Here is a 22,700-nt window from a genome sequence, read left to right on the forward strand (position 1 = left end):
ACAATATGTATTTACAAAACAAATATAATTAACGTCGTAAAATGCTACTGTAACATTAGCATAGCCTTAGGATTTGTAAACACTATGTTGCACAAATCGCTCAAGACTCGGGACTATCCTTCACATCCTCTAAAACGGTTGTCATGGCCCGATAGATTCCATACAATAAGAAGAGTAGACTTGTAATTGTAAGCCCCAGATACTCCACCACCCAAGCAATAAGTATAGCCACGAGGTGAATTTTACCATTCTCCGGTTTAAATGCCGCTCCCGAATAAACGTAGTAAGCGATGGAACCAAATAACACCAACCATATCATCGCATAAACATAATGAAGCGGATTTTTGCTGAGCTTTTTATTTTTAAACATGTGTCAAGTTTTATGATTTAATACCCATCCATTTATCTAAACAACAAACGGATATGTTGTCAAATGTAAGCCGTAGCCCAGCTTTTCGCAAGGCATAACTATAATTCGCATTCGATGGTTTAATATTCGCAGCACCGATAAAAAAATCGGCAGCAGCAATCGTCGGCATACAGCGACTTCGCTACCTTAACAACAAAAGAAAAAGTCCCTTACATTACTGCAAGGGACTTTACGATAACCGATTATTCCGATATGATTTCTATGCCGCTGGAAATTTGCTCATATCCATATAAAATATCTCCCAGGTATGACCGTCAAAATCTTCAATACTTCGCTGTTGCATAAAACCGTAGTCTTTCATTGGCGTTGGTTCAATGCCTCCGGCTTTCAATCCATTATCAACAATTTCGTTCACACGATCCAAACCAGAAACAGAAAGTGAAAGTAGTGCTGCAATCTGTTTTTTTGTATCTGCAAGCGGTTTTTCTGTAAATGTTTTAAATTTATCCGGAGATAAAAGCATCACAAAAATATGCTCACTCCAAACCATACATTTGCCTTGTTCGTCGGAAAACTGAGGATTATTCGTAAAGCCCAATTGTGTATAAAAATCCATTGACTTATTCACATCGGCTACGACAAGATTAATAAATATCTGTTTCATCATTTTAAAGTTTAATTGCTATTAATCATGCAAAGTTGAAAATTTCCATCCAAAAAAAACTTGACCTATGCGAAGATTTTTATGCAGCATCAATGAATAGGCAGCGGAATGTTCATACCTTATATGGATAGCTCGTTATATGGATCGATTGTTACTTAGAGAGCTCATTCAATTCGGCCTGTGAAAACACATGCTCACCTTTGAGATAACTATTTGCTTCTTTCAAATAGATATAGATCACTTCTCGGCCCTTAGGATTGGGCAATTTATGTAAGTTGTGCACCAAATATTCCTTGTCCCGCAATCGATCTTTACTATAGCTCAAAAAAGAGGGTGCATGTGTCTGCACACTCCAACGAATAAAACGTAAATCGATATTATCGGGATATTTCATGATCATTTCCTCCAAAAGCTTTTTCCCTTTCTTGAATTGACCTAATTTTGTAAACGGATTACCCATATGTTTCGCCCATAATATTTCATAAGCAGCCAGGTATCCCTTCTCCGTTGCGGAATTGGCAGCTCCTTCCAATAGTTTCAGATTCGCTTCACAGAGTTTTTTATTTTGAACAGCAGTAGCGTACTCGGCTCGCATTTTATCAACATCAACTTGACCAAAACAACATATCGCACATAATACCAAAGAGACACAGACAAAAAATCGTATAACCATTTTCAATTCAATTAAAGTAAAAAATAGAACGCTGTTCTAGTAATATAACAATATCGACAAGCTTTGAGTTTTCTTATTTTTTAATCCGCTGAGAATGCCGTTTGTTTTGCCATTTTCCCAATACGATCAATAATGCACCAATTGCGACGAAAACCAAGGTCACTCCAAAGCTATTCAAAAGAACCCTGTCCATCCCCAACTCGGAAACATTGACAAAAGGATAGGGATAAAATCCAGAAAACGAACCATGCCACAACGTATAAAAAAGATAGACTAATGGGAAGATCAACCAATAGAAAAGATGATTCCAACGGATTGTTCCCTTGTCCAAAAAGCGCCACCAAAAAAGGAAAAAACTCAAAGGAGTGACCACATGCAATAATTCGTCAACCACCATTGATAAACCCTGTGGATGCGACAGAAAGCGTAGTAGGGTATTATAGATAATTCCGACAATAAGAATGTATAATGTTACCGCAGTAATTGTTTCGGGTTTAGTAAAAAATAGGCCTATTCGACTTCTTGACCATACAACAGTAAAAAAACAGCATAGCAGAACCATTACATTACCGAGAATCGTAAAATAACTAAAAAACTGAACAATATAGTCGATGCGGCCAAGCTTAGAGACTAGAGCGCTTAATACAAATTGCCCAACGACTGCAAACAAGGTAATCAAACCAATGCTACCAGCGAAAACCGATTTTAATGAACTTTGAGTCTCCATATTACGAGTGGTCTATACAATACTAAATATAAAAATTTCAACTGCTATTTGGAATTTTAAATGATCAAATCCAATTCACCGCTGTTCGAACCCGGAATCCAGATTGTAAATAATTGCAACGAATTGTAAATGGATTCAGTTTCCTTACTAACAATTATTATTTTTATACGCTATAAAGTATTGATAAATGATTAGAGTAGCCATTATCGAGGATGAACCCGCCGTACGCAAAGAAATCAGCTATTTGGTTCAACAGGAAACTGACGTTGAACTTGTTGGCTGGAGCGATACGGTGACAAATGCTGTAAAATTGATTGAAGAGAAACAACCAGACGTTATACTCATGGATATTCAGCTCCGTGATGGTACAGCATTTGACATCCTAAAAAAGCTAACCGTTATTCCTCAGAATATTATTTTCATTACGGCCTACAATCATTTTGCAATCAAAGCCATCAAATACGGTGCTTTGGATTATCTCTTGAAACCGGTCGATCAAACCGAACTAAACGAAGCCTTAGAACGTTACCGGCGTAAAAGCGAAAACAATCCCCAATGGATGCAACGTTTATCAATGGCACAAGAAGCTTTACATGCCAGTGAACTTCCCGAAAGCATTGCCTTGTCTTCCATACACCAGGTACGTATCGTCCCTGTTCACAACATCGTTTACTGCAAAGGAGACGGTCCCTATACTTTTTTCTTTTTAAATGATGGTACAAAAGAGTTAATCTCTAAACCCCTCAAATATTATGAAGAATTATTGCCACAGCCTTATTTCTTACGCACCCATCAATCGTATCTTGTCAACAGGTCGCATATTTCTGGTGTCAATCGTTCCGAATATATTGTCTTAAAGAACAAAGAGGAAATTCCAATTTCATCACGTAGAAAAAACTCGATCTTAAATCAGCTTTTCCCAGAAAAATGAGCGCACTGAACCGCATTTTCCCTTGGCTACTACTGCCTTTGTTTTTTATCGCTTGCGCTCGAAAGAAAGACACACCCTCGCCCGACTATGATGCTATTACTGCACAGATTAAAACGCTCGAAGACCAAAAATTAACTGCAGCAAATGGAGATTCCATCAAACAGGCCTGGTTAACGTTAGACCATAATTCCACCGTAAAAAAAGACACGGTACTCGCTGCCCGTGTAAAGTATTACCTGGCACGACTCTATGCTATGAGTGGTCAAGATTCGGCTCTTTTTTTTGTTCAACAGGCGCTTGAACTCATTGAACCCACCACTGGAAACGCAAAATACAAAGCACTTATTTACAATGGAATAGGAAATATCCGTAGCATAGAAGCAAAACAACGCGAAGCGGGCTATTATTATAACAAAGCCGCCACGATTGTTTTATCGGATACCGCTGCTGGACTGTCAACCGAAGCAAAATCAGCGATATTATTGTCCGCTGCCCAAAACAATTTGAGCTCCTTCCAGTATAACCTTGCAGAAAAGATGAATCGTTCGGTACTCCCCCTAATTGATTCACTGCCGGAAGGACATATTAACCGACAACGCGTTTTGGTACAAATGATACAGACGCTGAACACCTTACAGCGGCCAGCAGAAGATATTGCCCCCTTCCTTCATCAACTCGAAGAATTACACGCTAAAAATCCAGACAAATACAACATTAGTTTTCTATACGATTCGAAGATCCAATACTATGAAACGGCTAAGAAACCGGATTCCATTTTACATTATGAGTTGCTAAAAATAACAATAGATGAACGTTTGCACCAACAGACAGCATCCTCTATATTGATGAACAATTTATTCGTAGACTACAGTAATGTAGCCGCAATCTATGTTTCACTAAATAAACCGGTATTGGGAGAAAAATTCATCCAAAAAGCAGGCAAACTTAAAGCGCAGTTTCCCAAATTAATCTTTCCCAACAACGAAATTACATTTCAAAACAGTCTCGCAGCCGTCTATCGCTTGCAAGGAAAAGATAAGGCAGCTATAGACGTATTGAATCACCTTGTGCAATTACAAAAAGGTATTTATCAGTCGGAGAATACACAAGCGATCGCAGAAATGAATGCCCTTTATCAACTCCAGGCGAAAGATCAGTCTATCCGTATACTGAATGAAAATATCAAGATCAATAAGCTTCAGCTACAACAAAATCGTTTAGGACTGATCATTTCCTCCCTGGCGGTTATTTTATTGATCATCATACTTTTCTTCCTATATTACAGTTTTCGTCAGCGACGCTCCAGGCAAGAGAAAGAAAAGGTCTTATTGCAGCAGCAGTTGTTGCGCACACAGATGGAACCGCACTTTATTTTCAATACCCTTTCCGCTGTACAGAGCTTCATGCGCCTGGATAAGAAGGAAAATGCCATCAAATATTTGAACCGTTTCAGTCGACTACTACGTAGCAATCTCGAATTAAGCCGTGAGAGCCTCGTTCCCTTAAATGAAGAACTTGAAACCTTAGAAAACTATTTGATCTTACAGCAAATGCGTTTTGAAGATGCTTTTCATTACCACATCGCACAACCGGAAGATCAAGATTTAAGTGCAGTAATGCTACCACCAATGCTCATACAACCCTATGTTGAAAATGCAATCCTGCACGGTATAAACCTCGAAACGGGCGATGGTAGTATTGACATCCAGTTTGCGTTGTCTGCAGATATCCTACGGGTGACGATTAAAGATAGCGGTAAAGTCAATCCAGACATTCCTGAAATTACACATCGTTCACTCTCTGGAACAATCAGTCGTGAACGTATGCAATTGCTAGGAAAAAAAGCGAGTGTTCAGACCACCAAAGACCCCATTGCCGGCACCACGGTCACACTTCTTATCCCAATTACCTATTAACGATTTATATTATTTAAACAAACTACAGCGCATTCAACTTGTCATCTAATATCAAGATAGGATATAAATTGTAGCACAATTTCATTCGATATCCATGGAAAATCAATTAAATTAATTAAATTCGTTTATAAACCAACGAAATAGCGTTTTGAACACAATTTTCAAATTTATAGTCGCATAATTTAGCCTCACAACCACAGGCTAATTATTCTTTTATTCGGATAACTCCTATCCGAACAGGTTTTCATTTCACCCTATTATTCTCGGTATTGTTAGCTCAGGAGAGTATTTTATGCTATTTCAGTATTTAAAATACCACATCCCATCCTTTCCAATATCGTCGATAATATCAAAAATCAAATAAAGAATATTAAGCGCGACTACAACTCATGCGAAAAGAATATATCTGGGAGGTCAAAGCACACAGCACTCCCCTTCTCAAAAGATCCTGCAGCCATTGCGATAGTGATAGGTTCTACTGCAGTGAAAAGTTCAGAATGAATGCACAGAAAAAAAATATCGACGTTTGGTTGATTTATAGATGTATCAAATGTGATAACACCTACAATATGACCATTATTTCCCGTACCAGCCCCGAATCCATCAATAAGGAACTGTTTCATAGATTTCAGGAAAACAACAGGGAACTAGCATGGCAATACGCTTTTTCAACAGAAATCAGAAAAAAGAACAATGTTGAAGCAGATTTCGATACCATCAAATATGAAATACAGTATGAACAGCTGTTCATTGAAAATTTGCACAGCACAAATGAAGACACCTTATCCTTCAAAGTTATCTATGCATTCAGCTTTCAGCTCAAACTATCTACCGTCATTCGTAACTGTTTAAAACTATCATCCAAGCAGCTTGACCGGCTCATCACTATGCAGGCAATTACTGTACATGGAAAATTTCTAGAAAAAAAACATCGCGTCAGACATGAGGATATTGTGAAAATATCATGCGAAGCATTGAAACGCATAACCTGATAAACAAACGGCGAGCAATCCTATAATTGCCCGCCGTCTTATTAACTAAACACAAACTAAATTTCATTGCAGGTTCTTCCCCTGCTCATTGGCATTATTTATTTTTGTTTCATTATATCCGCTAAAAGTTTCATGTAAAAACCTCCAACAACACTACGCGCCTTAAAGTTTTCACGGATCCCCGTAGTCGAATCATAAAAATCATTTAATGGGACACGGGATTCCGTTTGAATCGCATGATTATAGACTGGTTTCACCAAAGCTTCAAATGCTTCTTTTGATGGAGCAAATGATGCTGTCCAAAGAATCCAGTCATTTTTGGTGTAGGCCTTACGGCTATCCAATGGTATACCAAATCTATTTTGCTTGGTCAGGTAATACTTAATTTCCGTATCATACACTTTTTGAGGAAACAGATTCAATCCCAACACTTTGTCCCAGATCAAATTATATTTTTGACTCCAGGTATTTTTATCATCAAATGTCAGCGCGTAATGGTCGCCCGCATCTGCCATTTCCATCCATTTCGGGACCATTTCCTCGGCAATTGCACGGTATTTTTTTGCGATTGCAGTTTCACCAATGGCCTCCGCTAGCTGCGCATAACAGGCAATACCCACAATAGCTTTAACAGATAAATTGGCATTTCGTGCAAGATGGCCAGCAAAATCGTCTGTACAGAGCTGCGTTTTAGGGTCAAAGCCATCTTTAACGAGATAATCTACCCAAGTTGTCAATGTTTTCCAATGCTTCCTGGCATAGTCCCCATTCCCTTGCACTTTCGCGATTGCCGCAGTTAAAATAATCATATTGCCCGACTCCTCCACAGGCATAGGTTCGCCATAGGTTTGACCATTGGCCAATGGATACGTACCCAAATCGTGAGCCGCCCAAGGATACGGATATTTACCGCTCTCGCTAAAATAAAATATTCCAGTTAACATCCCTTTCAACAACTCCGGATTATAGATCAAATACAATGGTGCTGAAGGATAAGTGACATCCACCGTATTGATAAAACCACCACTATTATTTTCTTTGGAAAGCCATAGCAATTCATTTTGTGGACTTTTCACCAAGGTATGTGCTGCTATACTTTGGCGATAAGCTAGCACACTAAGATGTGCATATTCTTTTCCACCCGATTTTAGCGCATCCGCATAAACCGCTTTGTCGAATGCGACGCACTTATCGAGCACATTACGATACTCATCTGCAGCCAAAGTAAGCTGATTTTCCATCGTTTCTTTGCCAGAATTGTTCCACCATGGTCGCAGGTTATTTTTGAAATACTGAATCGCATAAATTTCATCGTAGCCCACCTCAACAAAACGCTCCTCCGCTTTCGCCCCCACATTGCCAAACGGAATGACCGTGTTCAGCGCAAGTGAGGTACCCTTAACAGTTTTTGCAGCGGTCGCTGTTCCCTTTCTAAAGGCGTCGACGGCTCCGCCCCTCGGACTAATAAACTGTTGCGTTTTATCCTGCTTTGGTGAAGCAACATAAAAATACCCCCAGTCTATCCGCATATCATCGGCACCTTTCTGCAAAATAGGCTGTTCGACCGTTCCCGCTTTTAGTACCGACAATTTTGCCGTTTCATATTTTTCGGCGGTTACTTCCTGTGAAGGCTTATACACCGCAATATTTGTGGATGCACTTAGAAAAACTTTAACCGCATGCTGCTTGCCATCGTTTGCTTTTACGTTATACGTGATATAGCTTACCGGTCGAGCCAATAAATTCAGATCATCCATAAGCAAAGGCGACGTAAAGCTTAGTTTCAGATCCACCTTACCGGCCTGAAAATTATAGACCGTACGCGTCGCTGTTATTTCCACATCTTTTTGCACGGCTTCCTGAATTTTCGGTCCACGTTCTTTAAGCCTGTCGACCAAACCAAAATCCAGGTAACGACCGCCAGCACTATTCTTCAAATGGATGGCAATATGATTTTGCCCGGCCTTCAAATTCGCCTTGTCAATCGGTAAATAGTGAAAGCTGTTAGTCCAACCTATCTTTTCGTAAACCTTCTTCCCATTCAAAAATACTTCTATATTATCATCATGATTGAGTTTTAGAAACAGCTCATTGATGCCCTTCGGATCCGCTACGGAAAACTCACGTCTCACCCAGATATCGTCCGATTTCCAAAGCGTCTTTACCTGTTGCGCATCATCACCGATGGGTGCAAGTCCCGATTTCCATGCATTCGTCTTATAAGCGGAAGACTCCCAGCCGCCTTGAGGTTTTGATTCAGTATATTGTACCGTATACGATTTATCTTCCGAAGTCGGTAGAATAACCGCATAACTAGGCTCTTCTTTGCCAAGAAAACGATAAATATTACCATCAACATCAATTAAGCCCAACAGCGAATGATCAGCGTCTGTCCAGTGTTTCGTTGTCGACGCATGAAGCTGATCAGTCATGGACCATATACTAAAATTGGGGTTGTGCGTAATCAATGGATAAGCCGGAGCTTTGCGTTCTTGGGCTTGTCCTTCTAAAACAGTAGAAGCACAGGCCAAAACAAAGCAGAGACCTATCTTCCCGAGTTTGTTCATTGCATGAATAGATTTTTGAAAAGGTTTAATCATATTTTTTGGATAAATTAGCTACATAGTTTTCCGCATTGAACTTATGCCCAATCGTTTTAACAAAGAAAGTTGGAATAATTTAAATTCAGCTGTCGCATCGTATCATTTTACCTTCAATTTATATCATATTTGACATGCTGCCATCTAATCAAGATAATTATTATCTTTGAGAACCCGTCCGATCGTTATGTGCAAAATGACCTAATAAACATCGGCATTCAATTTTACCAACAACACGATGAGAAGTATTTACGTTTATTTCTTAATGACCATATCTTGTCTTTTTTCAACGAGCACACAGCTTTATGCACAAGAAACAGATTCGGTCAATAAAAAAGAATTGGATCTGAGTTCCTTACTGAACGGAATTAGACAACAGCAAATTAATGACTCTCTTGAACGGGTAAAGCTTCAGAATGAAATTGCCGATCTTAAAAGTCAAAATAGCCCCAAAAAGGAAAATTTAAAACAGCAGCTGAATGAGTTTGACGAAGAAAATAACCTTCGGAAGCAGCAGCTGAAAGTTAAAGTAGACTCCATCAAAAAAAACACCAAAAGATATGCAGTCGCGCCATTTCAGGATACCCTCTTCTATATCTATAATAAACTTGGATCATCATTAGCCAAAGACCGAGCTTACAATGTGGTCAGCAGAATCCATAATCTATATGAAGACGATTTTGTGAAAGTAGATTCGTTTAAAATCGAAAACAGCGAAATTAGTGCCGACATCGTTTACAAAGATCTCGTCATAACTTCCGTCACAGAACTCGATGCTCTTCTTGAAGGAAAAAGTAAAGAAGAGATTGCGGCAAACTACCTAAAAAGAATTCAGGATTCAATCACAACGGAACGTGCAGATAATAGCATTACAAAACTTCTTACCCGTATTGGGCTTGTATTTCTCATTCTCGTCGTTTTTTCGATATTGATTCTATTGATAAACAAGTTGAAAAAATATGGTACGCAACGTATATTAACGGAAAGAACACAACGGATCAAAGACATTAAGATCAAAAATTATGTCCTTGTCACTTCGGTACAAAAAACACGGATGTTTATTAATGCAATAAATATTTTACGTTGGGGCTTGATCGTCCTCATTGCCTTTATCATGCTGCCGATTGTCTTCAGTGTTTTTCCATTTACACAGAGCTGGGCATCCAATCTCATTGGACTCTTCACAAAACCCCTGAAGACTGCAGTTTTGGCAATTTGGGATTATATTCCAAATCTGATTACCGTATTTGTCATACTCGTTGTTATGCGTTATGCCGTTCGATTCATAAAGTATATCTTTAGCGAAATTGACAAAGGCAAATTAGAGGTTAATGGCTTTCATCGCGATTTTGCCATGCCTACCTTCACGATTGTTCGCTTTCTGCTCCAAGCCTTCACACTGGTGCTCATATTCCCGTATTTACCCGGTGCAAATTCAGATATCTTTAAAGGAATATCCGTATTTATAGGTGTCCTATTTTCTTTAGGATCATCTTCTGCAATTTCCAATATCATAGCGGGACTTGTGATCACCTATATGCGTCCTTTCCGTATCGGAGACCGTATTACCATCGCCGATAAAACAGGCGTTGTTATCGAAAAATCACCCCTGGTAACAAGGCTTCGAACGATAAAAAATGAAGAAATTACCATCCCCAATTCCTCGGTACTTTCCGGAAATACCGTCAATTATTCAACCTTCTCAGAAGATGGAATCTGCTTTCAGGTGGAATTGACAGTCGGTTATGAAGAACCTTGGCAACGTATACACGAATTGCTCCTGAACATCCCACCCCGAATAAAAAGAGTCAACCTTAACCCCGCGCCATTCGTCTTACAAAAAAAATTAGACGACTTCTATGTCCTCTATGAACTGAATGTATACATCGCTAAATCTGGTGAAATTGAACTGGCAAAGTCTGAAATTTTTCAATCGATCTTAGATGACTTTCTAGCCGCAGGAATTGAAATGAATGGCCCACACATATTTGCTAAAGTTGACCATGTACAACAATATAATCCAAAAATGCCCAACAGCTCTTACAATAACTGATCTGAAAGCACAATTTTTAGCTGATTACTGCAAAGAATATTCTTAACACATATTTTTCCATTTCTGGCACCTTTCTTTGCTTATCTTTCAGCGTAAATATACTTAAGCAAGCGCAATAAATGAACACTGGACCAGCTACATTATTCAAATTGGACTAGCTCAGTTGCATCTATTGGCTGTAATTTTGGATAAAATCAAGAAATAGCTATTTGCATGTATGTACCCAAACATTTCCAGTTCGAAGATTACGCAGAAAAGATTGAATTTATGCAACAATATAGTTTTGCGACCATTGTATCGATTAAAGAGGGGATTCCAATAGCCACACAGCTCCCCTTCCACATCCGTACAGATAAAGATCAGCTGCTTTTAACATCACACTTCGCTCGTGCAAACGAACAAGCCAATTATATCGAAAATACGCCGTCATTGGTTATTTTCTCCGAACCACATGCTTATATCTCACCACAACACTATGACAAGGAAGAAAGTGTGCCAACCTGGGATTACATCGCTGTACATGCCTATGGCCTTGCATCCATCCTTACAGACGAAAAAGCAAAAAGTAAAGCCCTAGAACAGATGATCCGGAGTTACGACGAAGCCTATTTAACACAATGGGAAAGCCTTTCCGATCGTTTTAAAAGTGGTATGATGCAGGGTATCGTCGCCTTCGAACTTGTCGTTACAGATTTACAGGGCCAAAAAAAATTAAGTCAAAATAAAAGTGAAACAGAAAAACAGCGTATCCGTGATTTTCTAAAAAATAGCGACAATGAGCTCGAAAGAAATATTGCCGCAGCAATGAAAAATGGATCAATAAGTAACGAAAAAAAATGAACACGCACACTGACATAGAAATCACACAGGTAAAACTAACAGATATTGACCTGCTGCAGCAAATAGGAAAAGCAACATTTATTCAGACCTTTTCAGACACGAATACCGAAGAGAATATGAAGACCTATCTAGCCGAAGGGTTTTCAAAGGAAAAATTATTGTCCGAGCTCTGCGATAACGAATCTGAATTTTACTTCGCTGTCTTGAAAAATGATGTTATTGGCTACCTAAAAGTAAATACCGGCCAGGCCCAGACCGAACAACAGTGCCCGCAGGCATTAGAAATCGAGCGCATCTATGTATTACAGGAATTTCAGGGTAGAAAAGTGGGACAGTTATTGTTTGAAAAAGCATTAGCCTTAGCTCAAATAAAAGCAGCTTCATTTATCTGGCTTGGTGTTTGGGAAAAAAACTTGCGGGCAATCAATTTCTATCAGAAAAATGGTTTTGCCGCATTCGACCAGCATATTTTTCAACTGGGTGACGATAAACAAATAGATATCATGATGAAAAAAACAGTACAACCACATGCATGAGTTTATAGCAGAAAATATACAGGTCATACAACAACGTATAGACGAAGCCTGCAAAACAAACCGTCGCGATCCCTGCGAGGTAAAATTATTGCTGGCCACTAAAACCGTACCTGCCGAACGTATAGAAATCGCGCTGCAAGCTGGTCAAACCCTAATTGCTGAAAATAAAGTGCAGGAACTGAAAGACAAATTTGAGTATTTAAACGCTGTTCCCCATGTCAATCATTTTATTGGTCATCTTCAAACCAATAAGATCAAGGATCTGCTCAAATGCAACGTATCCTGCATCCATTCGATCGATCGTATAGATCTCGCCGAAAAATTGCATCAGCGACTTTTAAAAGAAGACAAAACCATGGAAGTACTCATTCAGGTAAATACTTCCTTCGAAGAGAGCAAGTACGGCGCTGCGCCAGGGGAAGTAATCGGCCTGGTTCAGCAAATAGCAACATTAAGCACACTAAAGATTAAAGGACTGATGACTATCGGTATATTGAGTGCCGAGGCCGAACAGGTACGTGCCTGTTTTAAATTGCTCAAACAAATTCAACAACAAATTATAGCCCTAGCTATTCCCGGTGTATCGATGCAAGAATTGTCGATGGGCATGAGCGGAGATTTAGCGATAGCGATAGCGGAAGGCGCTACGATTGTCAGAGTAGGCACGGCAATTTTTGGACAACGTCCTACACCAGATAGTTATTACTGGAACGAACACAACTAACAAAAAAAACGATGCGGATACATTTTATACAACACGAAGTTTTTGAAGCACCCGGGGCCTATTTAACCTGGGCAGAAAAACAGCAACATTCAGTTACTTTCTCCCATGTTTATCAACAGGATCCCCTTCCAAAGGAAATAGATTCCATCGATGTATTGATCATTATGGGCGGACCTCAAAGCCCAGATTCATCCCCATCCGAATACCCTTATTTTGACGCTAAGGCCGAAATCGCTTTTATCCGCCGATGTATTGATACCGGCAAGGCGGTTGTTGGTATATGTTTGGGCGCACAATTGATTGGCGAAGCGCTGTCGGCAACGTACAGACATAGTCCACAAAAAGAAATTGGAGTTTTCCCCATCACGCTCACAGAAGAAGGAATAAACGACAGCAAAATAGCACATTTTGGCAGCCCATTACCGGTCGGACATTGGCACAACGATATGCCTGGACTTACCCCTGAAAGTAAAATCTTAGCAAGCAGCGTAGGCTGCCCTCGGCAAATTGTTCGCTATACAAATCTCGTCTACGGATTTCAATGCCATATGGAACTTACTACTGAAGTCGTCCGGCTCTTGATAGATGCAGAAGAAGATCTCTTTCTTCAAGCCAATCGCTCCAATTTGTGCAATCACCTGAAGAAATTCAGACTTTTGATTACCGCGAAATGAACAGCAAACTTCATACATTTTTAGATTTACTTGAATGTGCATACACGAGAAGTCTAATAAGTAAATGAAGGGTTTCTGTCTAAACAGGAGCGTAAAAATTTACAGCAGTAATTCATTCGTTGGATAAAAAATAGTAGATTTGGTGTAACACAAAAAAACTATTGATGAACCTAAGACGCGGTCAACTTTTAAAAATGGGCTATCTAGCCCTTCTGGCAATTTTCCTACACGCCTGTGTTTCCCAAAAAGAAAACAAAAATCTGACTTGGTATCAACATCAGGTTATTGAGCAGCTTGTTCCGGAAACTGATTCCAGTTATAGAGTTCAAATTGGTATTATGGCTGCGACCTTCTGGCTAGACAATCAGGATGGTCAACTGGCCAAAAAATTGAACCTCCTACAACAGAGCTACACGCAACGAAATAAAGTCGATGTCGCTGTTCAGCAAGGTACCAACAAAATCATTCGCGTCACTAAATCAGAATAAAACAAGCTTATTCAAGGCAACACAAATGATTTTGGTACCCACCAATACTTCAATTATAGTTAATATCTTCCGCCTGTACACGTCATCCACTACATGATATTCTTTGCTATCTTTTCAATACGGTCCTTACAGGCCACATTGTAAATTAAGCGATTTTATTCATTAATATAATTTGAGGCGCTTCCTGCAATTTTTCACCGGCAACTTTTCCGAATGCGACAATATAAGGTTGTTGATTATGCGCATCCAAGCCCGCCTGATCTTCCCAGATTTCATAAAAGATAAACTGGTTTTCATCACTATTTACCTGATGCAGATCGTACTGTATACAGGCTGCTTCCTTTCTACTTGCTTCGACCATTTCTAACAATAATGCCAATACTTCTTCCCGATGTGCGGGAACTGCCTTTAAAATTGCGGTTAAATATACCTTCATGTTATTGATTTTTATTGTGGTAATTTACTCTTTTCATCGCAATAACGCCATGGATAAAGCGATTTATCGATCAATAAATTTTTAGTTTAACGTAGTTTCCAAATGGAAGACCTCTTCCAAATATTGTTTATATTCCTTTTCGTAATTGTCGACACGTTCTTGAGACGCACCCTTCTCCATATCATGAAAATGGAAGCTTCCCAGATGTTCCAATCCTGCAAATTGATTCATCTTGTGAAAACCGAATAAAACACCGGCATCAACGGAATGCTGATCAAAAAACTCATTTTCCATTGTAAAGGCTGTCTCTGGAGCATTCCAGCTCGAAGTCACCATGTATTTTTTACCATGCATCAAACCTCCGGTACCATAATTAATAGCCGGATTCTTACGTGAACGACCATCATTTTTATAGATACCGTTGTTGTGACCCGCCGTAAAAACCTCATCAATATAGAGCTTCAGACGGTTCGGAACCTGAAACCACCATACAGGAAAATGGTAAACGATAATGTCTGCCCATTTAAAATTTTCAACTTCAACCATTGGATCAAAATCATCATTGATATTGGTTACCCTTGTTTCAAGTCCATTTTCAGCCAATGTTTCAACAGTCCAATTTGTTATTGTGGTATTGAAAGAACCACCCGAGTGTGCGAATTTCTGTCCGCCGTTGATAATAAATATTTTCATTTCTATAATTTTTCTTATTGATAACACAAATTTCTATCATATTTTTAAATCATACAAATAATTTAAATTGTATATTTGTATCATAAAAATAATAACTATGAAATGGAACTTAGAATGGCTTCGTACATTTATGGCAATCTATGAAACCGGAACATTATCTGCAGCGGCACAGGAATTGTTTATTTCTCAACCTGGTGTCAGCCTACATCTGAATTCCCTGGAAGCCTTTACCGGCCACAAGCTTTTTGATCGATCTGCGCGAAGAATGGTGCCGACCGAAAAGGGGAAAATCTTGTACAACTATGTTATTGACCCACTTAAAAAACTAGAAACCGGTGAACAGCATTTTCACAAGCGTGCATTGGACGAACGTGTCACAATTAGTATCGGAATGTGTTTTGAGACCTTTCAATACACGCTGGAAGAACATATTGCACAGCTTCCCTTTAATTTAATTATCAAATTTGGAGAATATCCTCAGATGCAGCAAGATCTTGATAATGGTTTATTGGATCTTATTATTACGCCTCAAAAAGGAAACCAGCAGAATCTACAATACGAGGCTTTCTCAAAAGAACGCATTGTCTTGATTGCAGGTTGTCAGACCGACACATCCACACTCGAGTCACTGCTGCGCGACAATAAAATTAAGGAAGCAGCCCAGCTCCTGAAAAAACAATTGTGGTATAGCACGGCTGCCGATATGGATCATTTAAAAAACTATTGGTCGACACACTTTGGCGAACATCCGGACTTCAGTCCCAATTATATCGTTCCAAATATCAGTTCAATTATACGCTGTTTAAGCAACAATACTGGCTTTTCCATTGTTCCCGACTTCCTTTGTGCCGAAGCACTTGCATCCGGAAAAATAAAACTAATCTGGGAAGGGACTTCTCCCGTGGAGAATATACTTTACTTTGGAACGAGAAAGAAAACCATGTATCAGGAGGAAATTAGTCAATTGGAAACGCTGTTAAAAGAGAAATGGTAGATCACTGGGCAATTTCTTGCCGATAGCTCGATTTCCACTATTGATGCAGCATTTTGCTTAAAAATTCGGGCGTAACGCCAATATATGCTGCAACTTGTTTCTGCGGAAGACAGTCGATCAATGTAGGATAACGTGTACAGAACTTTTCGTAACGTTCTTTGGCAGCTAAACGGAGATTCTCCATCGATCGACTTTGATAATAAACCAATGCATTTTCGGCAAGTATCCGAAAATAGACATTCAGTTTCGGAATCTCCTGATAGAGCCGATGCAGGTCTACTTTGGAAATCATCCATACCTCAGATTCAAATACCGCATCAATGTATAAGTTGCCCGGTTTTCCGGTTACCAAACTATACATATCGCCGATCCACCAGCCTTCGGGAGCAAACTGTTGAATATACTGAAAGCCGTTTTCATCCACGCAATAACTTCTTAGACAACCCGAAGCGACAAAAAGAGCATACCTGCTCAGATCGCCCTCCAACAGCAAATATTGTTTCTTCTTCACTTTTTTGGATTTCACAACAGCCAATAGGCGTACGATTTCATCTTCCGTGAGATCGATCTCTTTCTGAATACTGTCCAACAATAGCTGTTTGTCCATAAATTAAAGGATGATACAGAACAAACATAGATAAATTGATGTTTGTATCCAAAAAAATAGACAAGCAGCGCCTTTTCTACGAAGGGAATACGCTTAGCTCTTCTAAAAGAAATACGTTTTGTTCTTCGCCGAAAAGACGCATAGGATACTTATATATTTACGGATGGCCGCCCCGAAGCAATGGTATGCGCTTCCTTCAAGACCTCCGAATAAGTAGGATGTGCATAAGACACCCTTGACATGCTATCGGCGGTGATTTCATATTCCAAGCCCAAAACACCTTGAGCGATCAGATCGGCGGCACGTGCTCCAATGATATGAACTCCCAATAGTTCGCCATATTTTGGATCGGCCAACACCTTTACAAAACCTTGCGTTTCCATCCCCGCGCGGGCACGGGCATTGGCGGAAAACGGGAATTTCCCAATCGTATACGATATACCCTTTGCTTTGAGCTCCTCTTCTGTTGCGCCAACGGAAGCCACTTCGGGCCAGGTATAAACCACACTTGGGATCCGATCGTAATGTATCTTTGGTTTTTGGCCGTCCATATGTTCGACAACAAAGATTGCTTCCTCTTCAGCTTTATGAGCCAGCATTGCCCCACCGATCACATCACCAATAGCATAAATGTGGGGAACGGCCGTCTGTAACTGCTCGTTGGTAACGATCATACCTCTGGTGTCTAGTTGAACAGCTGTATTCTCCAAACCAAGCCCCGCTGTAAATGCTTTCCGCCCGACAGCGACCAAAATATAATCCGCCTGTAACTGCTGCTCGTTACCAGCTCGATCTTTAAAGAAAACGTTTGCCGCAGCGCCTACATTTTCGGTTTTGTAAACAGCCTGCTCAAGCAAAATTTTAATGCCATCATGCAGCAGTATCTTTTTCAAGGCATCCCCCAATTCATGATCCATATTGGCAAGGAGACGATCGGCATATTCGATAATAGTGACCTCACAACCCAGCCTATTGAATATGGATGCCATCTCTACCCCAATTACACCGCCACCGATAATAACGATTTTATCTGGTTTCTCTTGCAAGGACAACGCCTCTGTTGAGCTGATGATACGTTTTTTATCTATGGTTACTCCCGGAACTGTCACTGGCTTGGAACCTGTAGCGATGATAAATCTCTTTGCTCCAAGGGACAGCCGCTCCCCCGCCGACGTAGCAATTTCCACCGTTGAATTATTGACAAAAGAAGCCGTTCCATGGATCACCGTAACCTTATTCTTTTTCATCAGGAAATTCAGCCCCTGCGTATTTTGCAACACCACTTTATCTTTACGCGCATACAACCGATCAAAGTCCACCGATAGCCCCGCTACCTGAATCCCGTGTGCAGCAAAATGATGCTGTGCTTCATGATAGTGATGCGTACTATCCAAAATTGCCTTTGTGGGAATACAGCCCACATTGGTACAGGTACCACCCAATGTATCATATTTCTCTACAAGTGCGGTTTTATACCCCAATTGGGCACTGCGAATCGCCGCAACATAGCCGCCTGGGCCAGACCCAATGACAACCAAATCATATTGTTCCATATACGAACTATTTTTAGTTAACAGAATTATTCACGACCAAAAAAGGTCTTACAAGTACGCCCCGCATAGTTGCCATCCAAAAGGCACGATAAAAATTTCAATACATACGCCAATCATAATACAAAATAAAATACCAAAAGGTATATTTTAAAACAATAGAATACACTGTATTATTCATAAATATTGAATTTAATTAAAATCAGTACAAACCTACAAATAAAATACCAATCAGTATATTATAAATAAAAAAAAATAGCTCAAAAAAAATAATATGAAAGTCAATTCTATGCAGAAGAGATTGTGCTTATGTTTAGGATAAAGGGATATTTTTTAACTTGCTTTCAGATTAGCACCAACAGCGTCAAACGATTATTTTCAAATGAAACAGCATAATTACATCGCCACAATTACGTGGACAGGAAATCGCGGCAGCGGAACCGATCATTATAAAAACTACGAAAGAAGCCATCGCATTAGCATTGACGGCAAAGCCGAGATTGAAGGTTCTTCGGATCCAGCGTTCCTGGGAGACCCCAACAAACACAATCCCGAAGAGCTATTGCTTGCCTCCCTGTCCTCCTGCCATATGTTATGGTACCTGCATTTCTGCTCGGTCAATAAAATTATTGTAGAAGAATATGTAGACCATGCAACAGCGATCATGCTTGAAGAAGAAAGTGGAAAAGGCCGTTTTAAAGAAGTTACGCTAAATCCTTCGGTCCGGGTAAAAGATTCAACGATGATTGCACAAGCCATTGAATTACATCAAAAAGCAAGTGAATATTGTTTTATTGCCAATTCAGTAAACTTTCCGGTCTTGCATAAGCCCAACGTCAGCATCAGCACATCCAGCTAAATGAATGAACTTTCTTCTTCACATGATATGCTATGACATGATATGCTGTGAATTGACAAGAACGGCGATACCTGATCGAATTACGACATAGCTTAGCGCTATTTATTGGCTAGCCGCTCCTGTAACTCGCGACGGAAAGTAATCCCGACCGGTAGGGACGTATTATTGATCTGTACCATACCATGCTCATATTTGATCACCTTATTGATCGAAGCAATGTAAGATTTGTGGATACGGATAAACTTTGATGCCGGCACCTGCGTGAGAATTTGCTGGGTGGTGCTTGCGGTCAAAAATGTCTGACTAGGAGTGACAATTTTCACGTAATTGCCAAAGCTCTGGATAAAATCGATCTGCGATAATTTAACGTCAATAATACGACCATCCATGCGTATACTAATTGATTTGGGTTCTTCTTCCTGTGGCGAAACAGCCGTGTTATAGGATAAAAAACGTTGAACAGCCTTAAAAAAACGGGGAAATGAAATAGGTTTTAACAGATAATCAACAACGCCGTAATCATAACTCTCCAATGCGTATTCGGAATATGCTGTTGTCAAAATCGTTTTGGGTGGGTTATCCAGCATCTTCAGAAACTCCATCCCATTAATTTCGGGCATTTCAATATCCAGGAAGATTAAATCTACTTTGTTCTCCCGAAGAAACTCCAATGCCTCAAAAGCATTATAACATTGAGCGACCAACTGCAGATCAGTACTTCTTTCAATATAATTTACCAGTACATAATGCGCCGCAGGTTCGTCATCAACCACGATACAGCTATTTTTATTCATTGTTTAAAGATTTATAACCAATGACACCTCATACTCCTCTTTCTTGGAATTTGTCGTTAATGTATACCGATTAGGATACAAAAGCTTTAATCGCGCTATTGTATTTTCCAAACCTATTTTCGCCGAAAAAACATTCCTTTTCTTAACGGGAACAGAATTCCGTACATGCAAATATAAGTTCCCTTTTTCAATCTTGATCGAAATATGTACAAAACAATCTTCAATACTGCAGGTTCCGTGTTTAAAAGCATTTTCTACGAAAGTAATCAATAGCATTGGCGCTATCTGATAATTGATATCTTCTTCTTTTTGATAATCAAATTCAATTTTTGTTCGGTAACCTAATCGTTCGCGCTCCAGCTCGATATAACTTGAAATAAAATCAATCTCATCATCCATCGCAACAAATTCACGATCGCTGCTCTCCATCTGATAACGGAGAAGCTGAGAAACTTTGATGATCAATTCAGACGTACGTTCCGGATACTTCAGATTAATACCATAAATGGTATTCAATGTATTGAATAGAAAATGTGGATTGAGCTGTTTTTTTAAATGCGATAATTGCGTCTGATTGGAAAGCAGTTCACGTCGGGTCTTCACACGCTGAAAGCGATAAAATTCAATAAATTGGATACTACCCAATATACAGATCAACGAGCCCAATAATACACCAAATTGATAATGGAACGTTTTCTGAACAAGATTCTTATAGAGAAAGCAATTCTTGTAGATTACATTATCCGTTAGCTCTTTCAATATAAGTGAAAAAACCAACAGGGTTGCCACCGACGCCAGAACGTACAACAGGGGTTTATTCTTTTTGAGCAGCAAGGGCAATAAAAAAAAGCGATTCAACTGCGCATGCGCATATAGGATCAAGAAATAGAACACGCCCATCAAAAATCCCTTCCAGCTCAAGATCAAAATCCAATCGTTCAAAGTAAAGAGGATAAACGAAAAGACCAATAGCACGATCTCCTGTATGATCTTGTTCTCCAAAACCTTTCTCATAATCCTTTTTTTGTTAAAAATCTGTTACAAAGTAAAAGTTTTAAGTTTATAACAGCAGAAAAATAAATGACGAATTAAATTGGTCACTTTTAAACGCTATAGATCATTTTAAAGGGACATCACAGTTCATCTCATCGCTATCTTCGTGTCCATAAAATGATAGATAACCTATGCTGAAATTGAATTTAGTGCTGTCATTGGCTGTATCACTTGCGACCTCCTCTTCCTTCGCTCAGAAGCTTACGCTTCGCGATGCCGTAGAACAGGGTATTGCAAATTATGGAAATATCAAGGCAAAGGAATATTATCTCCAGTCCTCCCTGCAGACCAATGAACAAGTCAAACGCGACTTTTGGCCCAATCTGAACATCGTAGCCCAACAGGACTTTGGAACAGTCAACGGACAAAATGGTCCACTGTATGGATTTGGTGGGCTGGGTGTAGCTTCTTCGGGAGCTGCCCTTCCAGAACAAAATTGGAATGCCGCATTTGGTGCGCTTTACTTAGCCAATGTCAATTGGGACATTTACACCTTTGGACGAAAAAAAGAACGTATCGAATTGGCCAAATCCGATACCAAACGACTACAGGCCGATCTCGGTCAGGAACAGTTCCAGCATAAAGTCAAGATTGCTGCAGCTTACCTCAACTTATTGGCCAGTCAACGATTGGAAAAAAATCAACAGATGAATCTGGATCGTGCACTGGTATTTTTAAATATTGCTGCCACCAAAGTAAAAAATGGAATATTACCCGGAGTGGATTCTACGCTAGCTTCAGCGGAAGTTTCACGCGCTAAAATCAGCCTCAACCAGGCCAGCGAAAATGTCAAAGAGCAAAACAACAAATTGACAGTACTGATGGGAATACCAGCAAAAGACCTGCAAATAGACACCTTGCTCGTCCAGAAAACACCCGTCGAGCTAACTCCACTTTCCCCCAATCTGATTGAAAGTAATCCTATTCTGCAATTTTATAAAAGTAAAATTGAACTTGGCGAACAACAGTTGAAACTATCAACGAAAGAGTATCTTCCCACTGTAAGCGCCTTTGGGGTCTTTCAGACCAGAGGATCTGGTTTTAAGAGCGACTACATTACGGATTTACAAGCATATAGCACAAATTATTGGCAAGGGGTTCGTCCCAGTCGGCAAAATTATCTCTTGGGATTGGGCATAAACTGGAATCTGACTTCGATTGCGCGCATCAATAAAAAAATCAGTGCACAGCGCTTTACGAATGATGCGCTAAGAGAAGAATACCAAACTGCCGAAGCCCAATTGACAGCACAGCTGGATGCCGCTGATGTGAAAATCCAATTGGCCCGAAAAAGTGATCTAGAAGCTCCGAGACAAGTGTCGGCAGCCCAGCAAGCTTACAATCAAAAAATGACAATGTATAAAAACGGTCTAGCGACGCTTGTCGATGTGACGCAGACCCTTTATACACTAAATAGAGCCGAAACCGATCGTGAGATCGTTCACATCAATCTTTGGCAGTCGCTTTTATTAAAAGCCGCCGCTGCGGGAGATTTTGATATTTTCAACAAAGAACTATAAATAACA

At 39.8% G+C, this 22,700-nt stretch carries 23 protein-coding genes; 12 read left to right on the forward strand and 11 right to left on the reverse strand.

Translation table 11 applies throughout. The annotated features are described in order from the left end of the window. Positions 1–100 precede the first annotated feature (100 nt). The 4 genes from ACHWSC_RS06395 to ACHWSC_RS06410 all read right to left on the reverse strand — a co-directional run bounded on the left by ACHWSC_RS06395 (position 101) and on the right by ACHWSC_RS06410 (position 2,434). Positions 101–370 carry a hypothetical protein gene (locus ACHWSC_RS06395; RefSeq protein ID WP_115050063.1) on the reverse strand — a complete coding sequence of 90 codons (270 nt, stop codon included), beginning with the start codon at positions 368–370 and terminating at the stop codon, positions 101–103. 259 nt (positions 371–629) lie between these two features. Then, a complete protein-coding gene (locus ACHWSC_RS06400) occupies positions 630–1,037 on the reverse strand; it encodes a VOC family protein (protein WP_075993825.1) in 408 nt (135 codons plus the stop codon). 148 nt (positions 1,038–1,185) lie between these two features. Continuing rightward, entirely contained in the window at positions 1,186–1,707 is a 522-nt protein-coding gene (locus ACHWSC_RS06405) for a hypothetical protein (protein ID WP_115050061.1), read from the reverse strand. Between the two features lie 73 nt (positions 1,708–1,780). Continuing rightward, a complete protein-coding gene (locus tag ACHWSC_RS06410; RefSeq protein WP_120336314.1) occupies positions 1,781–2,434 on the reverse strand; it encodes a Pr6Pr family membrane protein in 654 nt (217 codons plus the stop codon). Between the two features lie 187 nt (positions 2,435–2,621). On the opposite strand from ACHWSC_RS06410, the gene ACHWSC_RS06415 reads away from it, so the two are divergent. From ACHWSC_RS06415 to ACHWSC_RS06425, 3 genes are all read left to right on the forward strand, one after another. Beyond that, the gene (locus tag ACHWSC_RS06415; RefSeq protein WP_083663731.1) at positions 2,622–3,365 is read left to right on the forward strand and encodes a LytTR family DNA-binding domain-containing protein; all 744 of its coding nucleotides are present in this window, start codon (positions 2,622–2,624) and stop codon (positions 3,363–3,365) included. Then, the gene (locus ACHWSC_RS06420) at positions 3,362–5,281 is read left to right on the forward strand and encodes a sensor histidine kinase (RefSeq protein WP_394676228.1); all 1,920 of its coding nucleotides are present in this window, start codon (positions 3,362–3,364) and stop codon (positions 5,279–5,281) included. The genes ACHWSC_RS06415 and ACHWSC_RS06420 overlap by 4 nt, the downstream gene beginning before the upstream one ends. A 497-nt stretch (positions 5,282–5,778) precedes the next feature. Further along, positions 5,779–6,273 (forward strand): DUF1062 domain-containing protein, encoded by a 495-nt coding sequence (locus ACHWSC_RS06425; protein WP_394676229.1) that lies wholly within the window; start codon positions 5,779–5,781, stop codon positions 6,271–6,273. A 98-nt stretch (positions 6,274–6,371) separates the two neighbouring features. Here ACHWSC_RS06425 and ACHWSC_RS06430 read toward each other — a convergent pair whose 3' ends face one another. Next, positions 6,372–8,840, reverse strand: coding sequence for a glutaminase domain-containing protein (locus ACHWSC_RS06430; protein WP_394676259.1), 2,469 nt, complete (start codon positions 8,838–8,840; stop codon positions 6,372–6,374). A 271-nt stretch (positions 8,841–9,111) separates the two neighbouring features. Here ACHWSC_RS06430 and ACHWSC_RS06435 point away from each other — a divergent pair, with 271 nt between their 5' ends. From ACHWSC_RS06435 to ACHWSC_RS06460, 6 genes are all read left to right on the forward strand, one after another. Next, complete coding sequence (locus ACHWSC_RS06435; RefSeq protein WP_201669430.1) at positions 9,112–10,926, forward strand: mechanosensitive ion channel family protein; 1,815 nt, start codon at positions 9,112–9,114, stop codon at positions 10,924–10,926. 213 nt (positions 10,927–11,139) lie between these two features. Continuing rightward, complete coding sequence (locus ACHWSC_RS06440) at positions 11,140–11,766, forward strand: FMN-binding negative transcriptional regulator (protein WP_394676230.1); 627 nt, start codon at positions 11,140–11,142, stop codon at positions 11,764–11,766. Then, on the forward strand, positions 11,763–12,302 hold the full coding sequence (locus ACHWSC_RS06445; protein ID WP_394676231.1) for a GNAT family N-acetyltransferase: 540 nt from the start codon (positions 11,763–11,765) through the stop codon (positions 12,300–12,302). Before ACHWSC_RS06440 ends, ACHWSC_RS06445 begins: the two co-directional genes overlap by 4 nt. Beyond that, on the forward strand, positions 12,295–13,026 hold the full coding sequence (locus ACHWSC_RS06450) for a YggS family pyridoxal phosphate-dependent enzyme (RefSeq protein WP_394676232.1): 732 nt from the start codon (positions 12,295–12,297) through the stop codon (positions 13,024–13,026). The genes ACHWSC_RS06445 and ACHWSC_RS06450 overlap by 8 nt, the downstream gene beginning before the upstream one ends. An 11-nt stretch (positions 13,027–13,037) precedes the next feature. Beyond that, positions 13,038–13,700, forward strand: a complete 663-nt coding sequence (locus ACHWSC_RS06455; RefSeq protein ID WP_394676233.1) for a glutamine amidotransferase — start codon at positions 13,038–13,040, stop codon at positions 13,698–13,700. Between the two features lie 164 nt (positions 13,701–13,864). Next, on the forward strand, positions 13,865–14,188 hold the full coding sequence (locus ACHWSC_RS06460; protein ID WP_088162569.1) for a hypothetical protein: 324 nt from the start codon (positions 13,865–13,867) through the stop codon (positions 14,186–14,188). A gap of 145 nt (positions 14,189–14,333) precedes the next feature. On the opposite strand, the gene ACHWSC_RS06465 is transcribed toward ACHWSC_RS06460, so the two are convergent. After that, entirely contained in the window at positions 14,334–14,624 is a 291-nt protein-coding gene (locus tag ACHWSC_RS06465; protein WP_075993834.1) for a putative quinol monooxygenase, read from the reverse strand. Positions 14,625–14,705: 81 nt separating this feature from the next. Then, positions 14,706–15,317: an NAD(P)H-dependent oxidoreductase gene (locus ACHWSC_RS06470; protein WP_115050041.1), complete on the reverse strand. Its 612-nt coding sequence runs from the start codon at positions 15,315–15,317 to the stop codon at positions 14,706–14,708. Positions 15,318–15,414: 97 nt separating this feature from the next. Between ACHWSC_RS06470 and ACHWSC_RS06475 the strand changes: the two genes are divergently transcribed. Beyond that, complete coding sequence (locus ACHWSC_RS06475) at positions 15,415–16,311, forward strand: LysR family transcriptional regulator (RefSeq protein WP_394676234.1); 897 nt, start codon at positions 15,415–15,417, stop codon at positions 16,309–16,311. A gap of 37 nt (positions 16,312–16,348) precedes the next feature. Here the strand turns inward: ACHWSC_RS06475 and ACHWSC_RS06480 are convergent, their stop codons facing one another. Both ACHWSC_RS06480 and lpdA read right to left on the reverse strand, forming a co-directional pair. Further along, positions 16,349–16,918, reverse strand: coding sequence for a Crp/Fnr family transcriptional regulator (locus tag ACHWSC_RS06480; RefSeq protein WP_153845230.1), 570 nt, complete (start codon positions 16,916–16,918; stop codon positions 16,349–16,351). 149 nt (positions 16,919–17,067) lie between these two features. Beyond that, a complete protein-coding gene (gene lpdA, locus ACHWSC_RS06485) occupies positions 17,068–18,471 on the reverse strand; it encodes a dihydrolipoyl dehydrogenase (protein WP_394676235.1) in 1,404 nt (467 codons plus the stop codon). Positions 18,472–18,850: 379 nt separating this feature from the next. Here lpdA and ACHWSC_RS06490 point away from each other — a divergent pair, with 379 nt between their 5' ends. Then, on the forward strand, positions 18,851–19,327 hold the full coding sequence (locus ACHWSC_RS06490) for an OsmC family protein (RefSeq protein ID WP_394676236.1): 477 nt from the start codon (positions 18,851–18,853) through the stop codon (positions 19,325–19,327). A gap of 98 nt (positions 19,328–19,425) precedes the next feature. Here the strand turns inward: ACHWSC_RS06490 and ACHWSC_RS06495 are convergent, their stop codons facing one another. Continuing rightward, the gene (locus ACHWSC_RS06495; protein ID WP_201667452.1) at positions 19,426–20,121 is read right to left on the reverse strand and encodes a LytTR family DNA-binding domain-containing protein; all 696 of its coding nucleotides are present in this window, start codon (positions 20,119–20,121) and stop codon (positions 19,426–19,428) included. Between the two features lie 3 nt (positions 20,122–20,124). Continuing rightward, positions 20,125–21,135, reverse strand: coding sequence for a sensor histidine kinase (locus ACHWSC_RS06500; RefSeq protein WP_145329580.1), 1,011 nt, complete (start codon positions 21,133–21,135; stop codon positions 20,125–20,127). A gap of 170 nt (positions 21,136–21,305) precedes the next feature. On the opposite strand from ACHWSC_RS06500, the gene ACHWSC_RS06505 reads away from it, so the two are divergent. Next, a complete protein-coding gene (locus tag ACHWSC_RS06505; RefSeq protein WP_120336299.1) occupies positions 21,306–22,694 on the forward strand; it encodes a TolC family protein in 1,389 nt (462 codons plus the stop codon). Positions 22,695–22,700: the final 6 nt, after the last annotated feature.

Origin of the sequence: uncultured Sphingobacterium sp., assembly GCF_964277905.1 — a bacterium.
GTDB classification, from domain to species: domain Bacteria; phylum Bacteroidota; class Bacteroidia; order Sphingobacteriales; family Sphingobacteriaceae; genus Sphingobacterium; species Sphingobacterium siyangense.

Excerpts from the sequence above, each read along its gene's own strand:
- ACHWSC_RS06395 (WP_115050063.1), bottom strand. The coding sequence starts at position 370 with ATGTTTAAAAATAAAAAGCTCAGCAAAAATCCGCTTCATTATGTTTAT.
- ACHWSC_RS06400 (WP_075993825.1), bottom strand. The coding sequence starts at position 1,037 with ATGATGAAACAGATATTTATTAATCTTGTCGTAGCCGATGTGAATAAG.
- ACHWSC_RS06405 (WP_115050061.1), bottom strand. The coding sequence starts at position 1,707 with ATGGTTATACGATTTTTTGTCTGTGTCTCTTTGGTATTATGTGCGATA.
- ACHWSC_RS06410 (WP_120336314.1), bottom strand. The coding sequence starts at position 2,434 with ATGGAGACTCAAAGTTCATTAAAATCGGTTTTCGCTGGTAGCATTGGT.
- ACHWSC_RS06415 (WP_083663731.1), top strand. The coding sequence starts at position 2,622 with ATGATTAGAGTAGCCATTATCGAGGATGAACCCGCCGTACGCAAAGAA.
- ACHWSC_RS06420 (WP_394676228.1), top strand. The coding sequence starts at position 3,362 with ATGAGCGCACTGAACCGCATTTTCCCTTGGCTACTACTGCCTTTGTTT.
- ACHWSC_RS06425 (WP_394676229.1), top strand. The coding sequence starts at position 5,779 with ATGAATGCACAGAAAAAAAATATCGACGTTTGGTTGATTTATAGATGT.
- ACHWSC_RS06430 (WP_394676259.1), bottom strand. The coding sequence starts at position 8,840 with ATGAACAAACTCGGGAAGATAGGTCTCTGCTTTGTTTTGGCCTGTGCT.
- ACHWSC_RS06435 (WP_201669430.1), top strand. The coding sequence starts at position 9,112 with ATGAGAAGTATTTACGTTTATTTCTTAATGACCATATCTTGTCTTTTT.
- ACHWSC_RS06440 (WP_394676230.1), top strand. The coding sequence starts at position 11,140 with ATGTATGTACCCAAACATTTCCAGTTCGAAGATTACGCAGAAAAGATT.
- ACHWSC_RS06445 (WP_394676231.1), top strand. The coding sequence starts at position 11,763 with ATGAACACGCACACTGACATAGAAATCACACAGGTAAAACTAACAGAT.
- ACHWSC_RS06450 (WP_394676232.1), top strand. The coding sequence starts at position 12,295 with ATGCATGAGTTTATAGCAGAAAATATACAGGTCATACAACAACGTATA.
- ACHWSC_RS06455 (WP_394676233.1), top strand. The coding sequence starts at position 13,038 with ATGCGGATACATTTTATACAACACGAAGTTTTTGAAGCACCCGGGGCC.
- ACHWSC_RS06460 (WP_088162569.1), top strand. The coding sequence starts at position 13,865 with ATGAACCTAAGACGCGGTCAACTTTTAAAAATGGGCTATCTAGCCCTT.
- ACHWSC_RS06465 (WP_075993834.1), bottom strand. The coding sequence starts at position 14,624 with ATGAAGGTATATTTAACCGCAATTTTAAAGGCAGTTCCCGCACATCGG.
- ACHWSC_RS06470 (WP_115050041.1), bottom strand. The coding sequence starts at position 15,317 with ATGAAAATATTTATTATCAACGGCGGACAGAAATTCGCACACTCGGGT.
- ACHWSC_RS06475 (WP_394676234.1), top strand. The coding sequence starts at position 15,415 with ATGAAATGGAACTTAGAATGGCTTCGTACATTTATGGCAATCTATGAA.
- ACHWSC_RS06480 (WP_153845230.1), bottom strand. The coding sequence starts at position 16,918 with ATGGACAAACAGCTATTGTTGGACAGTATTCAGAAAGAGATCGATCTC.
- lpdA (WP_394676235.1), bottom strand. The coding sequence starts at position 18,471 with ATGGAACAATATGATTTGGTTGTCATTGGGTCTGGCCCAGGCGGCTAT.
- ACHWSC_RS06490 (WP_394676236.1), top strand. The coding sequence starts at position 18,851 with ATGAAACAGCATAATTACATCGCCACAATTACGTGGACAGGAAATCGC.
- ACHWSC_RS06495 (WP_201667452.1), bottom strand. The coding sequence starts at position 20,121 with ATGAATAAAAATAGCTGTATCGTGGTTGATGACGAACCTGCGGCGCAT.
- ACHWSC_RS06500 (WP_145329580.1), bottom strand. The coding sequence starts at position 21,135 with ATGAGAAAGGTTTTGGAGAACAAGATCATACAGGAGATCGTGCTATTG.
- ACHWSC_RS06505 (WP_120336299.1), top strand. The coding sequence starts at position 21,306 with ATGCTGAAATTGAATTTAGTGCTGTCATTGGCTGTATCACTTGCGACC.